The organism is Streptomyces sp. NPDC001480 (assembly GCF_042894725.1).
In the GTDB taxonomy this organism is placed as follows: Bacteria; Actinomycetota; Actinomycetes; order Streptomycetales; family Streptomycetaceae; genus Streptomyces.
Map to the genome: position 1 here is coordinate 141,612 of NZ_JBIAVX010000019.1, position 14,527 is coordinate 156,138.

At 72.4% G+C, this 14,527-nt stretch carries 14 protein-coding genes and 1 riboswitch; of the genes, 5 read left to right on the forward strand and 9 right to left on the reverse strand.

All coding sequences use genetic code 11. The features are described from left to right. Positions 1-25 precede the first annotated feature (25 nt). Positions 26-511: a carboxymuconolactone decarboxylase family protein gene (locus tag ACFY01_RS37610; protein ID WP_390740263.1), complete on the forward strand. Its 486-nt coding sequence runs from the start codon at positions 26-28 to the stop codon at positions 509-511. A 67-nt stretch (positions 512-578) separates the two neighbouring features. On the opposite strand, the gene ACFY01_RS37615 is transcribed toward ACFY01_RS37610, so the two are convergent. The 8 genes from ACFY01_RS37615 to ACFY01_RS37650 all read right to left on the reverse strand — a co-directional run bounded on the left by ACFY01_RS37615 (position 579) and on the right by ACFY01_RS37650 (position 9,751). After that, positions 579-1,382, reverse strand: a complete 804-nt coding sequence (locus tag ACFY01_RS37615) for an aminotransferase class IV (protein WP_390740264.1) — start codon at positions 1,380-1,382, stop codon at positions 579-581. A gap of 13 nt (positions 1,383-1,395) precedes the next feature. Beyond that, positions 1,396-2,571 carry an FAD-dependent monooxygenase gene (locus ACFY01_RS37620; protein WP_390740265.1) on the reverse strand — a complete coding sequence of 392 codons (1,176 nt, stop codon included), beginning with the start codon at positions 2,569-2,571 and terminating at the stop codon, positions 1,396-1,398. Continuing rightward, positions 2,568-4,136, reverse strand: coding sequence for a class I adenylate-forming enzyme family protein (locus ACFY01_RS37625; protein ID WP_390740266.1), 1,569 nt, complete (start codon positions 4,134-4,136; stop codon positions 2,568-2,570). Before ACFY01_RS37625 ends, ACFY01_RS37620 begins: the two co-directional genes overlap by 4 nt. A 23-nt stretch (positions 4,137-4,159) precedes the next feature. Next, on the reverse strand, positions 4,160-5,728 hold the full coding sequence (locus tag ACFY01_RS37630; RefSeq protein WP_390740267.1) for a benzoate-CoA ligase family protein: 1,569 nt from the start codon (positions 5,726-5,728) through the stop codon (positions 4,160-4,162). Beyond that, the gene (locus tag ACFY01_RS37635; RefSeq protein ID WP_390740268.1) at positions 5,725-5,859 is read right to left on the reverse strand and encodes a hypothetical protein; all 135 of its coding nucleotides are present in this window, start codon (positions 5,857-5,859) and stop codon (positions 5,725-5,727) included. Before ACFY01_RS37635 ends, ACFY01_RS37630 begins: the two co-directional genes overlap by 4 nt. Then, on the reverse strand, positions 5,856-8,147 hold the full coding sequence (gene pabB / locus ACFY01_RS37640) for an aminodeoxychorismate synthase component I (protein WP_390740269.1): 2,292 nt from the start codon (positions 8,145-8,147) through the stop codon (positions 5,856-5,858). The genes ACFY01_RS37635 and pabB overlap by 4 nt, the downstream gene beginning before the upstream one ends. A gap of 30 nt (positions 8,148-8,177) precedes the next feature. Beyond that, positions 8,178-8,813, reverse strand: coding sequence for a hypothetical protein (locus tag ACFY01_RS37645; RefSeq protein WP_390740270.1), 636 nt, complete (start codon positions 8,811-8,813; stop codon positions 8,178-8,180). A 113-nt stretch (positions 8,814-8,926) separates the two neighbouring features. Further along, the gene (locus ACFY01_RS37650; RefSeq protein ID WP_390740318.1) at positions 8,927-9,751 is read right to left on the reverse strand and encodes a hypothetical protein; all 825 of its coding nucleotides are present in this window, start codon (positions 9,749-9,751) and stop codon (positions 8,927-8,929) included. Positions 9,752-9,879: 128 nt separating this feature from the next. On the opposite strand from ACFY01_RS37650, the gene ACFY01_RS37655 reads away from it, so the two are divergent. Beyond that, positions 9,880-10,239 (forward strand): hypothetical protein, encoded by a 360-nt coding sequence (locus ACFY01_RS37655; protein ID WP_390740271.1) that lies wholly within the window; start codon positions 9,880-9,882, stop codon positions 10,237-10,239. Positions 10,240-10,259: 20 nt separating this feature from the next. Beyond that, on the forward strand, positions 10,260-11,444 hold the full coding sequence (locus ACFY01_RS37660; protein ID WP_390740272.1) for a glutathionylspermidine synthase family protein: 1,185 nt from the start codon (positions 10,260-10,262) through the stop codon (positions 11,442-11,444). On the opposite strand, the gene ACFY01_RS37665 is transcribed toward ACFY01_RS37660, so the two are convergent. Further along, positions 11,401-12,348 (reverse strand): alpha/beta hydrolase, encoded by a 948-nt coding sequence (locus tag ACFY01_RS37665; protein ID WP_390740273.1) that lies wholly within the window; start codon positions 12,346-12,348, stop codon positions 11,401-11,403. The two genes, ACFY01_RS37660 and ACFY01_RS37665, sit on opposite strands and share 44 nt — an antisense overlap. 41 nt (positions 12,349-12,389) lie before the next feature. Here ACFY01_RS37665 and ACFY01_RS37670 point away from each other — a divergent pair, with 41 nt between their 5' ends. Both ACFY01_RS37670 and ACFY01_RS37675 read left to right on the forward strand, forming a co-directional pair. After that, positions 12,390-12,866, forward strand: coding sequence for a MarR family winged helix-turn-helix transcriptional regulator (locus ACFY01_RS37670; RefSeq protein WP_390740274.1), 477 nt, complete (start codon positions 12,390-12,392; stop codon positions 12,864-12,866). Between the two features lie 58 nt (positions 12,867-12,924). Beyond that, positions 12,925-13,013, forward strand: a riboswitch (ZMP/ZTP riboswitch). 41 nt (positions 13,014-13,054) lie between these two features. Beyond that, the gene (locus ACFY01_RS37675) at positions 13,055-14,506 is read left to right on the forward strand and encodes a glycine hydroxymethyltransferase (protein WP_390740275.1); all 1,452 of its coding nucleotides are present in this window, start codon (positions 13,055-13,057) and stop codon (positions 14,504-14,506) included. Positions 14,507-14,527 lie beyond the last annotated feature (21 nt).

The following is a 14,527-nucleotide window of genomic DNA, read 5'->3' on the forward strand; positions in this document are numbered from 1 at the left end:
CGGACACAGGTATTAGAGTCTCCCCATGAGCACTAGCGACTCCATATCCCGCGTGGCCCTGAAGAAAATCACCCCCGACGTGTCCGCCGCCATGGGTGCGCTGCACGGCGCTGCCGTTTCCGCCGCCCAGGACGCGAAGGTGGAACCGGAAATCCTGGAACTGATCCGGATCCGCGCCTCCCAGATCAACGGCTGCGCCTTCTGCCTCGACATGCACACCAAGGACGCCCGCGCCAAGGGCGAGACCGAGCAGCGGATCTACGCCCTGAACGCCTGGCGGGAGACGCCCTTCTTCCATGAACGCGAGCGCGCCGCACTGGCGTTGACCGAGGCCGTGACCCTGGTGCACGGCGGCCATGTGCCCGACGCGGTCTACGCCGAGGCCGCCGAGGTCTTCGACGAGAACCAGATCGCCGCACTGATCTGGGCGGCCACCGTCATCAACGCCTACAACCGGATCGCGATCGCGACCAGGATGGTGCCGGGAGGCTATCAGCCGGCTCAAAAATAAATGCGCAGTGAATGCGGAAAGCGGGCATCGGCGCGAATCGCCGATGCCCGTCATTTTTTTGTTCCGTCTATTTCTCCGGCAGCGGCCCCATGATGCCGTCCAGCCATTCCCGCCATTCCGGCGCATGCACCGGAACGGCTGCCCGTATCGGCCCGCCCTGCCCGCCCGTCCAGCCCGTCACCGGCCGGATGCCGTGCAGCGCGTTGACCAGCCACACCTCACGGCCGTCCAGCTCCGCCACGGTCCGCTCGCGATGCGCGACCCGGACACCGCGGCGCAGGGCCCGTTCCTGGATGAGGCCCACGGTCACCCCGGGCAGTACGGGCAGCCGTGGCTCGGGCAGGCACAGGGTGTCGTCCTCCCACCACAGCACGCTCGCGGTGGCCGCCTCCAGCACCACACCGGACGGCGTCACCAGCACCGCTTCCTCGGCGCCCGCGCCGGTCGCCCGCCGCCGGACCCGGGCCAGGGCGTCCAGGTCCGGGCCCTTGCGGCGGGGGAGGATCCGCGGATCCGACTGGCCCGCCGCCCACACCCGTATCTCGCTGCCGAGCGGCGGCGCGTGCCGCAGCAGCAGCCGCAACTCCCCGGAGCCTGCCGCCAGTTCCACCCGCGGAAACCACTCACCCGTACGCGGCAGCGCCGCCGTCATGTCCTGCCAGAACTCCAGGAGCCGGCGCAGCGGCGGCCCGTCGCACTCGCCGCAGGCCCGCAGGAAGCGCTCCCGGTGCCGGCCGAGGCCGCGCACCCGGCCGTCGCGCACCAGCCAGGAGTCCGCGACGAGCAGCCGCCCGCCGTCCGCCGGACCGGCCGTCAGCCCACCACGGGGCGTCCACGTCAGCAGGCCTTCCATGGTCGCCGGTCGTGTCACAGCGCTCGCCTCCTCAGTACTTGCCGGCCGTCGCCGGTGCCCCGTGCCGCGGACCGTACGGAGCGTGCTCCAGCCACGACCCGCACCACGGCAGCACCGGCGCGAGGGTCGCCGCCGCGCGCTGCTTGACCCGCACGATCCGCCGCCGCGGCCGCAGATGGTCCAGCGCGGCCCCGGCGGCCGCACTGTTGAACAGGCCCGCGGCCCGCCGCACCTCGTCGAAACCGGCCACCGCGTCCACGGTCCCGGCAGCGACCGCCTCGGCCGCCGCCGCCGCGTCCGCGATCCCGCTGTTCATGCCGCGCGCACCGAACGGCGGGAACAGGTGCGCCGCCTCACCGACGAGCAGCACCCGCCCGTGCGGGTCGGTGAACGAGGCCGCCACCCTGCGCAGGAAGCGGTACGTCGACACCCACAGGATGCGCTCTGCGTACCCCTCCCCGACGACCGCGGGCAGCCACCGCCGTACCGCCTCCTCGGTGCCGAACTCCTCCCGTTCGTCGTCGTCCCGGCACTGGAGGTCGACCTGGAAGCCGCCGGTGAACGGCACGCGCATCACGCTGCGCCCGCCGAGCCCGGGATGCTCGTAGTGGAAGACCCGCTCCAGCGGCAGCTCGGCACCCGGCACGTCGGACACGTCCACCACGACGTGGAAACCGTCCCCGTGCGTGCCCTCCATCCGGATGCCGAGCGCCGCCCGGACCGCCGACCGGGCCCCGTCCGCGGCGATGACGTACCGGGTGCTGAAGGCCCGCCCGTCCGCGGTCGTCAGCACGGCCTCCTCGGGGCCGGTCCGTACGCCCGTCACCTCCGCGTCCCAGACGAACTCCACCCCGGCCTCCGCGCAGGCGGCGAGCAGGAACCGCTCGGTGTCCACCTGGCGCAGGCTGGTGAAGGGCGGCAGCCCGGACGGCGGCGGGAACGTGCGCGAGTACACCTCACGTCCCCGGTACAGGGTGCGGCGGGTGTGCCAGGTCTGCCCGTACCCGGTGATCTCGGCGGCCAGCCCCGGGCGCATCCCGTCGAGCAGCCGCAGCGTCTCCCGGTGCACGAACAGCGCGCGGCTGCCGGGACGCCGACGGCCCTCCGGGTCGGCTTCCAGAAGCAGCACCGGCAGGCCGTGGGCGCGCAGGGCCAGCGCCGCCGACAGGCCCACGGGGCCGGCGCCCACCACGACGACCGGGATCACGCGCGGGCACCCTCGGCCAGCATGCGGGTGATCTCCACCCGTTTCACCTTCCACGTCGCCGTCATCGGCAGCTCCTCGAACCGCCACTGCCGCGGCTCCGCCATCGCGGGCAGATCGGCCGTGGCCTCCCGCCAGCGCTCCGGGTCCAGTGGCCGTTCGCCGCGGACGCACACCACCGGTACCGGCTCGCGGTCCACGCCGGGCACGATGACGACCTCACGCAGCTCCTCCAGACGGTCCATCAGCGTGTCCTCCACCTCCAGATTGCTGTGCACGGCGTCGATCCGGTCGACCTCCCGGTCGATCAGGTACAGGGCACCCAGGCGGCTCCGGTAGCCCATGTCGCCCATCTGCCACCACTCGCCGTCCAGCTGGCGCTCGTACTGCTCTGGGGCGCCGAGGTAGGTGAGGATGCGGCCCCTGGTGCGGGCCTCGATCCGGCCGGGCTCGCCGGGCCTGGCCCGGCTGCCGTCGGCGGCGGTGACCCGGATCCGGGTGAAGCCCGGTATCCCGGTCCCGACCCGGCGGCCGTCCGCGCGGGACGCGCTGCGCCGGGTGAACCACTGGAAGGCGACCGGGCCCGTCTCGCTCTGCCCGTACAGCTGGATCAGCCAGGGCGCACGGCGTCTGGAGGCGTTCAGCAGCCGCTTCACGGTCCGCGGGTGGATGGCGTCGAAGGTCGAGCCGTACGAGCGGACCCGGGACAGCGGCGCCCCCGGCGCGTCGGCCAGCTCCTCCCACAGCACGAACGTGTTGGGGTGGGTCTCGACGATCCCGGGCCGGTGCCGGGCCAGCAGCGGTCCCACCGCGGCAGGGTCCGGATCGGTGATCAGCACCAGCGGGCTGCCGAAGCGCAGCAGGACGCCGAGCAGGTGGTAGAAGCGCGAGTGCGCGAAGGACATGTGCAGCGCCGCGGTCTCGCCGCGCGTGGGCCAGCCCATCGCCTGCTGCGGGACCAGCCGGTTCCACATGGCGCCCGCGCAGTGCACGGCCAGCTTGGGGACGCCGGTGGTGCCCGAGCTGTGGGTGACGAGGGCGGGTTCGCGGGGGTGGAGCCGGACCGGCGCGGGCGGCTGGGCTCCGGCGTACTTCTCCAGCGGCTCCGCGCCGGGTGCGTCGTCCACGGACAGCGTCCGCCGTACCAGCACGGACAGGTCGTCGATCTCCCGCAGCGGGCCCTCGAGCTTCGCCCGGTCGGTGATCAGCCAGGGCCGGCGCAGCCGCTGGAGCAGCTGTCCGGCGACGGGACCGGCCAGCGTCGGCGAGAGCAGCACGGGGACGGCGCCGATACGGGAGACGGCGCAGGTCAGCAGCACGATGTCGACGTTGTCCGTCTTGTGGACGACGACCTGCTCCGAGGGCCGCACCCCGGCCTCCCACAGCCGGCCGGACAGCTCGTCGACGACGTCGGCCAGCACCCGGTAGCTGAGGTCGACGCCGAGGCCGGGGCTGACATCCAGCGGCCGGTCCAGGGTGACGAAGACGGCGCCGTGGCGGTCGGCGGCGTCCCGGAAGACGGGACCCAGATAGAACGCGCGGTCGGCCAGTAGGGGCTGTCGGGCCATGAGGCCGTTCCTTTCTGCCATGGTCACCACGCGCCCTGGCGGACCAGATGGCGGCGGAGCTTGCCGGTGGACGTGCGCGGGAGCGACGGGACGAAGCTGACGCTCCTGGGGACCTTGAAGGCGGCCAGGCGCTCCCGGGCCAGCCGGATCAGGTCGTCCTGGAGGCCCGGCGGCGGCGTGGCGGCGGGCACCACGAAGGCGCGCAGCCGGCTGGCGCCGGGCCCGTCGCTGACGGCCACCACCGCGACCTCCCGGACCGCCGGATGGGTCCGCAGCACGGCCTCCACCTCCAGCGGGGAGACGGTGATACCGCCGACCATCTCCATGTCGTCGGTGCGGCCCAGGTGCCGGAAGGTGCCGTCCGGCTCGCGGCGCGCCCGGTCGTGGGTGGCCAGCCAGCCGCCGCGCAGGGTGCGCTCGGTCTCCTCGGGCCGGTTCAGGTAGCCGGGCGTGACCGTCGGCCCGCGCACCCACATCTCGCCCTCAGCGCCGTCCGGCACCGGGCGCCCGGCGTGGTCGCGCAGCTCCACCTCGAAGCCGGGTACGGCACGGCCCACGGTGCCCGGGTGGCTGTGGTCGAAGCCGTTGGCGCAGAAGGCGTGCCCGGCCTCGGTGGAGCCGATCTGCTCCAGCACGGGCGCGCCGAGGAGTTCGGTCACCTGCCGGCCGAGGCCCTCGGGCATGCCCTCGCCGGCCGACACCGCGGCCCGTACCGAGGCGAAGCAGGCCTCGTGGCCGTTGCCCCGGTCGGCGACCAGCGCGGCGTACGCGGACGGCACGGAGTAGAGCAGGGTCACCCGGTGCCGGGCGACCAGCCCGTCCACGGCGGCGGGGGTCGGGCGCCCGTCCACCAGCACGGCGGACGAGCCGGAGAACAGCGGGAAGACGAAGGCGTTGCCGAAGCCGTAGGCGAAGTACAGCTTCGACACCGACAGGGTGACGTCGTCCTCGGTGATCCGCAGCAGCCGCCGCCCGATGAGGTCGTAGTACGTCTTCGGGTCGCCGTGCACGTGCACCACCCCCTTGGGGCGGCCCGTCGTGCCGGAGGTGTACTGCACGTACAGCGGGGTGTGCGCGTCGACCGGGTGGGCGGCGGCCGGCTCGGCGGCCGGGGTGAACGCGACCAGCTGGTCGGCGCCGATCCGGGTCCGGCCGGGGAACCGGTCCTCCAGGCCCGGCCCGGTCACGCACAGCACGGCGTCGGTGTCCTCGGCCATGAACGCGTGCTCGGCCGCCGGGAGTTCGGGGTTGACCAGCACGGCCACGGCCCCGAGACGGGCGGTGGCCAGGAACGCCGTCACCCAGGCGATGCCGTCGGGCAGCGCCAGCAGCACCCGGTCGCCGGGCCGCACTCCCTCACCGGCGAGCACGCTCGCCGCGCGGGCCGCGAGCTCGTGCACCTCACCGTGGGTCCAGATCCGGTGCCCCTGGTGGAAGGCGACCCGCCCGGCCCACCCGCGCCGCTCGGCCAGCGCGGCGAGGTGGGCCGCGAGGTTGCCGGGGGCGTCGGCGTCGGCCGGGGCCGCCGCGACGGGGCGCGTGAGGGGGGCGGTGCGGGCGGGCGGAGCCGCCGGGGGATGCGGGGCGGTCATCGGGCGGGCTCCTGTGTCACGGCCGCGAGGGCGGCGGCCTGGTGGCGGGTGCCGGGTGCCGCGGGGGTGGTCGCGGACTCGCGTCGGCCGGGAGTGTCCGCCGGGGCCGCGGTGGGATGCGGGGCGGTCACCGGGCGGGCTCTTCCACGACGGCCGGGACGGCGGCCGGGAGCGCGGCGGGTTCGCGGCGGGGACGGGGGCGCGCCGGGACCGGAGCGGTGGCCGCTCCCATGTCCTGGAGGGTCCTGACCCGTATCGCGGTCGCGCCCGTGTCCCGGACTGCCTCGGCCTGCGCCGGCGTCTGCTCCCGCAGGGTGTGCAGGGCCCGCATCTGGGCCGCCGTCTTCAGCAGCATCTCCTCGTACTCGGCGACCGGATCGGAGTCGAGGACGATCGCCCCGCCGGCGCCGAGGTGCAGCAGACCGTCGGCGAGGACGGCCGTACGGATGACGATGCTCAGGTCCGCGCCGCCGCTGCACCCGAGGTAGCCGAGGGCTCCGGAGTACACGCCGCGGGCCTCGGTCTCCAGGGAGTCGATGATCTCCAGGGTGCGCAGTTTCGGCGCGCCGGTCATCGATCCGCCGGGGAAGCAGGCGCGGACGCAGTCCACGGCGTGGGTGCCCTCGCGCAGCCGTCCCTCGACGGTGGAGACGAGCTGGTGGACGGTGGCGTAGGTCTCGGTGGCCATGAGCCGGGAGACCCGTACCGTGCCGGTCCGGCAGACCTGGCCGAGGTCGTTGCGGAGCAGGTCGACGATCATCAGGTTCTCGGCGCGGGTCTTGGCGTCCGCCGCGAGCGCGTCCCGCAGCCGGGCGTCCTCCGCGGGGGTCTCGCCCCGGGGCGCGGTGCCCTTGATCGGTCTGGCCTCGGCGATCCCGTCCCGGGTGATCCGCAGGAACCGCTCGGGGGAGGAGCCGGCCACGTCGAGGTCGCCGAACCTCAGGAAGGCCGCGTACGGCGCCGGGTTGACGCGGCGCAGAACCCGGTACAGGGCGTACGAGTCGGCCGGCGCGGGCAGCCGGGCGGCGTTGGTCAGGCAGACCTCGTAACTGGTGCCCGCCCGCAGCTCGTCCTGGCAGGCCTCGACGTCCGCGAGGTACGTCTCCCGGTCGCGGACCAGCCACGGCTCGGCGGCGCCGAGGTCCGGGGCGGCGGTGGCGGGCAGCGGCCGCGGGTCCCCGTCCGGGGCCACGAAGGTCAGCTGGGCCACCGCGCTCTCCAGCCAGTCCGCGGCCTCCAGGGTGGCCTGCGGGGTGTCCTCCGCCAGGCAGACCGCGTAGGTGAACCCTTCCTCGTGGTCCACCACGATCAGCCGGTCGGCGAACAGCCAGCAGGCGTCCGGGGTCTCGGCCCGGTGCCGGTTCGGCGAGCCGCAGTCGGCCTTCGTCTCGTAGCCGAAGTAGCCGACGTAGCCGCCGGTGAAGTCGAAGGGCAGCCCGGTGGCGTCCACCTGGCGGTTCGTCAACTGCCGCCTGAGGTAGTCGAAGACGGTCGCGGTGACCTTGCGCGGGGGCCGTCCGGCCCGCTCGATCTCGCAGCGGCCGGCCGTGACGTCGTAGCGCACGAACTCGGCGAGCGGGCCGCTGTCGTCGCCGAAGTACGAGAAACGGGAGAGCCCCGGCTCGACCAGGGAGCTGTCCAGCCAGAACGACCGCGCGGAGTCGGCGTACATCCGGGTGAACGCGGCCTCGGCGTCCACCGCGGTGGCGATGCGCCGGGTGTGCAGGCGGTAGGCGGGGCGGCCGGCGCGCCGCGGGCGGGGGATGGCCGCGACCAGCGGGGTGGGGGAGGGGCGGCTGATCGCAGTGACCGCGGTGTTCTTCGTCCGGGGCTTGCGGGCGAGCTCGGCCGTGAGGTTGCGGAAGTTCACCAGCATCCGGTGGCCGTACTCGGTCAGGACGGACTCCGGGTGGAACTGCACACCCCACAGGGGCCGGCCGCGGTGCCGCAGACCCATCAGCACGCCGTCCTCGGACCAGGCGGTGGCCTCGAGGGTCTCGGGCAGCGGCTCGTGCACGCTCAGCGAGTGGTAGCGGACCGCGGTGAAGTTCTGCGGCAGCCCGCGGAACAGGTCCTGTCCGTCGTGCCTGACCGTCGACAGATGCCCGTGCCGGGGCTCCGGGGCGGGCAGCACCCGGGCGCTCTCCCCGAGGCCTATGCCCTGGTGGCCCAGGCAGACGCCGAGCAGCGGCAGCCGCGACTGAGCGATCACCCGTGCGCTGATGCCGAAGTCGCGGGACTCGGCAGGGTGCCCCGGGCCCGGTGACACCACCACGTTGTCGAACTCCGCGAGGTCGGGGAGCGAGTCGGCGGGGGTGTCGTTGCGGATAACCACCGGCTCCTCGCCGTTGACCTCGGCGATCAGCTGGAACAGGTTGTACGTGTACGAGTCGTAATTGTCGATGAGCAGGGTCTTCACCCGCCCACCTCCCTTGCGTCGTTCCCGGGTCTACGCGGTCCGTCGTTTGTGCCGTCCACGGAGCGCCTGAAGCGGTGGGTACAGCCATTTCTTGAAGAAACGCTGGAGGCGCGGCATGAGAATCCAGGTGACGATTGCCGTCACGCACAGGCACAAAAACAGCGTGCGAACGATCGGATTGAGTCCGCCGAGATAGGGGATCACGATGATATTGAACAGAAGCACCGGCGGAAACACCGCGCTCATGTTAATGAACCACAGTTTCCATTTTGCCGGAGGAGTCGGAGCCGCCGGCAGGGCGGGCTTGGCGGCCTGGGCGTCCTGTGCGTCGAACCACGCTTTCGCACCGTGCACGCTGCGGCGGCCCGTCTCCTGCCCAAACCCCGCCACCCGGGTGTCCCACTGCCACCGGTCCGGCGAGTTCTCCCAGGCTCGGGCCGTGTTCTCGCTGGCGAAGCGGTAGACGACATGCCACTCCGAGCCCTCGTCGACAAGAACACCACCCCCCATAAAGCCCGGCTGGCGCGCGCTGGCGCCCAGCATGGCCCACCCCCAGGAATGGAAGTCGGCCTCATGGCCCGGCACCACGTGATACGCCACGGTGATGGTGACGGGATTACTGGTCACGTCATCGAGTACGCACAGAATCTCCACGGCGTTCAACATTCAATGGACTTTTTCGCTTGTCCGGATGGTGACCTTATGTAAGCGCTTGCCAGAAAAAGCTGGAAAAGATGAGGGATAAAAATCGGCGAATCGGCGGGAAGGAAATGATCGTCTCAGGCCGGCTCGGCCGGCGCCTCCCCGAACCGCGCCAGCGCCAGCGCGCCCACCACCGCCACCAGGAATCCCAGCACGGCCAGCCACGCGAGCCCTTCCCGCGTCCGGTCGCCGAGCCACACCACGCCCACGGCCGCCGGGCCCAGCGTCTCCCCGATGACCATCCCGGCGGTGGCCGCCGTCACCGAGCCCCGCTGGAGGGCCGACGTCAGCAGCAGGAACGCGGCACCCCCGCCGATCAGCAGCGCGTACGTCGCCGGGTTGGCGAGCAGGGCGGCCGGCCGCAGCGAGTCGATCAGCCGCACCGTCACCTCCACCACCCCGAACCCGAATCCGGCCCCCAGCCCGAGCAGCAGCGCCCGCCCCCGCTCCGGCAGCCGTCCGCCGGCCCCGCCCAGCAGCAGCACCCCCACCGCGGTCGCGAGCATCACCCACTTCAGCGCGGCCGGCCCGCCCCGGTCGCCCTCCGTCCCCGACGCCAGCCCCAGCATCGCCAGCCCCGCGCACACGACCCCCACGGCCGCCCACTCCACGCCGCTCAGCCGCACCCGCAGCAACCGGGCCGCGACCACCGCGGTGACCGCCAGGCTGGAGGCCAGCGCCGCGCCCACCGCGTAGATGGGCACCGCCCGCAGCGCCGCGACCTGCAACAGGAACCCCAGTCCGTCCAGCGCCAGCCCGGCCAGGTACCGCCACTGCCGCAGCGCCCGCAGCAGCAGCGCCGCGTCCCCGCCGCCCCCGTCCGTGCTCGCCGCCCGCGCGGCCATCGCCTGCCACACCGTCGCCGTACCGAAGCAGACCGCCGCGCCTAGCGCGCACACCATTCCAAAGAGCACAAAGTGACTGTAGGGGAGCGACGAAGCCCGGACCCTCGTTCGAACGAGATCTCACCGATCTCTAGGCTGACCGCGATATCGGACAAGGAAGAACATCAACGGGGGCAATGCGAAACATGGCGAACACTCACAGGCAATTCCGCTCCACCACGGTCGTCCTCGGCGGCATGGGCGTCCTCGCCGCCGCCCTCACCGCCTGCTCCTCCGACCCGGACAAGCGCTGCGTCGACCGCGACAGCTACAACCTCACCAAGGGCTACAAGGTCGTCTCCGACAAGAACTGCAAGTCCACCAGCACCAAGACCTCCGTCAACGGCGCCTGGTACTACGGCGGCAAGAAGAAGAACGGCTGGGTCGACAGCGGCTCCTTCACCAAGCCCGGCAAGGGCTCGGGCGGCTCCTCGGACGACGACAGCCACCACTCCGGAGTCCACCGCGGCGGCTTCGGCGGCGGCAAGGGCAGCTCCGGCGGCTGAACCGGGACCCTTACACCACCATGGAACGCCACACCACCACCCCCCGCCCCGGCTGGCAGCAGACCGTCGAGGAACAGGGCCTGATCTACCCGCTCACCCGCCACCCCGACGGCTCCCTGCGCCCCTACTGGGACGAAAGCGCCTACTACGCCTTCACGCTCGACGAGGTCGAGGCCCTGGAGGAGGTCGTCGAGGAACTGCACCGCATGTGCCTGGCGGCGGCCGGTCACATCGTCACCGCCGGCCGCTTCGCCGACCTCGGCATCACCGACCCGCGCGTCGCGGAGGCGGTCGCCGAGGCCTGGCACCGGCGCGCCGAACTCCCCTCCGTCTACGGCCGCTTCGACCTCCGGTACGACGGCACCGGCCCGGCCAAGCTCCTGGAGTACAACGCCGACACCCCCACCTCCCTGGTCGAGGCCGCCTCCGCGCAGTGGTTCTGGATGGAGGACCGCTTCCCCGGCGCCGACCAGTGGAACTCCCTCCACGAACGCCTGGTCGCCGCCTGGAGCAAGCAGGCCGGCCTCCTCCCGCCCGGCGCCCCCCTGTACTTCGCGCACTCCTCGGCCGACGAACTCGGCGAGGACCTGATGACGGTCGCCTACCTCAAGGAGACCGCCGAACAGGCCGGCCTGGACACCGACTGGATCTCCATGGAGGAGATCGGCTGGGACACCCTCTCCGGCCGCTTCGTCGACAACAACCTGCGGTTCATGCGCGCCGTCTTCAAGCTGTACCCCTGGGAGTGGCTCACCGCCGACCGCTTCGCCGGCCACGTCCTCGACACCCTCGACAACGGCGGCGGCACCGGCAGCACCCTGTGGATCGAGCCGGCCTGGAAGATGCTCCTGAGCAACAAGGCGCTCCTGGCGATCCTCTGGGAGCTGTACCCCGGCCACCCCAACCTCCTCCCCGCCCACCTGGACGGCCCGCGCGACCTCGCCACGACCACCGGTTGGGTCGCCAAGCCGCTCCTCGGCCGTGAGGGCGAGGGCGTGACGGTCCACGAACCGGGCACCGCCCCCGTCGTCCGCGAAGAACCCTGCTGCTACCAGCAGTTTGCCCCGCTCCCCGCCTTCGACGGCAACCACGTCGTCCTCGGCGCCTGGGTCGTCGAGAACGAGTCGGCTGGGCTCGGCATCCGGGAGTCCTCGGGCCTGATCACGGACGAGTACGCACGCTTTGTGCCGCACGTGATCCTGTAGAGGTGTCCGGGGTCCGGACGCGCTGGCCGAGGAAGAGGGCCGCCCGGTCCAATGCCTCGTCCGCCTCGTCGAGGACGCCGGCGAACGCCTGGAACACGTGGGGCACGTCCGCGGTGACGTCCAGGACGACGTCCACTCCGGCGGCTCTCGCACGCGCGGCCATGCGCGTGGAGTCGTCCAGGAGTACTTCGTTGGTGCCCGCCTGCAGGAGCATCGGCGGCAAGCCGGCCGGGTCGGCGAGGACGGCGGGACTGAGCATGGGGTGCCGCGGGTCCTGCCCCGCGAGATACATGGCCCCGGTGTGGCCCAGGCTCTCGCGGGTGAAGTACGGGTCGAGGCCCGCCTTGGTGTCCATGCTCTCCCCGGTCCGGGTGGCGTCTAGCCCGGGGGAGAACGCCACGATCGCCGCGGGCATCGGCAGACCCGCGTCCCGGGCGGCGAGGCAGGTGGTGACGGTGAGACCACCCCCGGCGGAGTCACCCGCGAACGCGATGGCCGAAGGGTCTTCGCCGCTGTCGAGAAGCGCGCGGTAGGCGCTCAGCGTGTCCTCGATCGCGGCCGGGAACGGGTGCTCGGGGGCGAGCCGGTAGTCCAGCGACAAGGCCCTGAACCCGGTCCTGGCCACCAGATTGCCCGTCAGTGAGAGAGCGGTGCGGGGTGAACCGAACACAAAAGCGCCGCCATGGAAGTACAGGATCGTTCCTGCGCGTGGACCGTCGACCGGCTCGACCAGCAGCGCGGGGCGCGTGCCCAGCGTCGTCGACGTGGTGCGGATCCCCTCGGGGACGATCATCTCGGCCATCATCGCCCTGAACCAGGCCCGCATCTCCTCGACCGACCGGGGCTCATCGGACCGGGGCTGCCGCAGCATCGCGTCGATCGCCGCGCGCTGTTCCCTGCTCATCGCTGCTCCCATCGTAAGTAGCTGCCGGTACACTATATGCCGTGGCATATAAATCAAGCGGTGACAGCACCGGCCTCCCGGGCTTCTTCTCCGACCTCGTCCGCTGCGAGACACGGCTGTACAACGCCCTCAACGACCGTCTTCGCGAGCGGCACGGGATCGTCACCTCGCAGTTCGAGTTCCTGCGCCATCTCCGTGACCACCCCGGGTCCCGGGTGGCGGACCTCGCCGCCGCGTTCGCCGTCGGCATCGGGGCGACCAGCAAGGGCGTCGACCGTCTGGAGAGGCACGGATGGGTCGCGCGGCAACCCAATCCATCGGATCGCCGGTCATCGCTGCTGGCCCTGACCGGCGACGGCCTGGAACTGGTCGACGCGGCGGAGGGCACCTTCACCGAGCGGCTGGCCGAGCTGCTCGGAGACGCTCTCGACGATCCCTCGATGCCGGCCGTCGCCCAGACCCTCGCAAAGCTCCGCTCCGCGCTGGAGCGCTCCCAGACCGGCATGCCCACAGGCTGACGCCACGCTCGCATGGTGGACGCCACGACGGCACCGCCCGGCCCGCCCGGTAGGCTGATCGTCGGGCCGTGACTGGCGCGCTTGGATGGGATGGACCATCAGGGAGCGGCTCCGTCAGAACGAGTGCCGTGCGCCTGGGCCGAGCCGTGAACGCGAACGCTGTACGAACACGCCGTCCGGAGGCCGACATGCCAGAGCAGCAGCCCCTCTCCACCGAGTCCACCGCCTTCCGCGCCGCCCTCGACGTGATCCGCGCCGTCGAGCCGCGGGTCGCCGACGCCATCGGCCAGGAGGTCCACGACCAGCGCGAGATGCTCAAGCTGATCGCCTCCGAGAACTACGCTTCCCCGGCCACGCTGCTGGCCATGGGCAACTGGTTCAGCGACAAGTACGCCGAGGGCACCGTCGGCCGCCGCTTCTACGCGGGCTGCCGCAACGTCGACACGGTGGAGTCCCTGGCCGCCGAACACGCCCGTGAGCTCTTCGGCGCCCGCCACGCCTACGTCCAGCCGCACTCCGGCATCGACGCCAACCTCGTCGCCTTCTGGGCCGTCCTCGCCGACCGCGTGGAGGTCCCCTTCCTGGAGAAGACCGGCGCCCGCCAGGTCAACGACCTCACCGAGGCCGACTGGGCAGAGCTGCGCCAGGCCTTCGGCAACCAGCGCATGCTCGGCATGTCCCTGGACGCCGGCGGCCACCTCACCCACGGCTTCCGCCCGAACATCTCCGGCAAGATGTTCGACCAGCGCTCCTACGGCACGGACCCGGCGACCGGCCTGATCGACTACGACGCCCTGCGCGTCCAGGCCCGCGAGTTCAAGCCGCTGATCATCGTGGCGGGCTACTCCGCCTACCCCCGCCTGGTGAACTTCCGGATCATGCGCGAGATCGCCGACGAGGTCGGCGCCACCCTCATGGTCGACATGGCCCACTTCGCCGGCCTGGTCGCGGGCAAGGTCCTCACCGGCGACTTCGACCCGGTGCCGCACGCCCAGATCGTGACGACCACGACCCACAAGTCCCTGCGCGGCCCGCGCGGCGGCATGGTCCTGTGCGACGACTCCCTCAAGGACCAGGTCGACCGCGGCTGCCCGATGGTCCTCGGCGGCCCGCTCCCGCACGTCATGGCCGCCAAGGCGGTCGCCCTCGCCGAGGCCCGGCAGCCCGCCTTCCAGGACTACGCCCAGCGGATCGTGGACAACTCCCGGGCGCTGGCCGAGGGCCTGAAGCGGCGCGGCGCCACCCTCGTCACCGGCGGCACGGACAACCACCTCAACCTGATCGACGTCGCCGGCTCCTACGGCCTCACCGGCCGCCAGGCCGAGGCGGCCCTCCTCGACTCGGGCATCGTCACCAACCGCAACGCCATCCCCGCCGACCCCAACGGCGCCTGGTACACCTCCGGCATCCGCATCGGCACCCCCGCGCTGACCACGCGCGGCCTCGGCACCGCGGAGATGGACGAGGTGGCGGGCCTGATCGACCGCGTCCTGACCACCACCGAGGCGGGCACCACCAAGTCGGGCGCCCCCTCCAAGGCCGCCCACGTTCTGGACCCGAAGGTGGCGGAGGAGATCTCCCAGCGCGCGACGGACCTGGTCGCGGGCTTCCCGCTGTACCCGGAGGTCGACCTCGGCTGACGGCCGGCCCGGCGGGAGCGC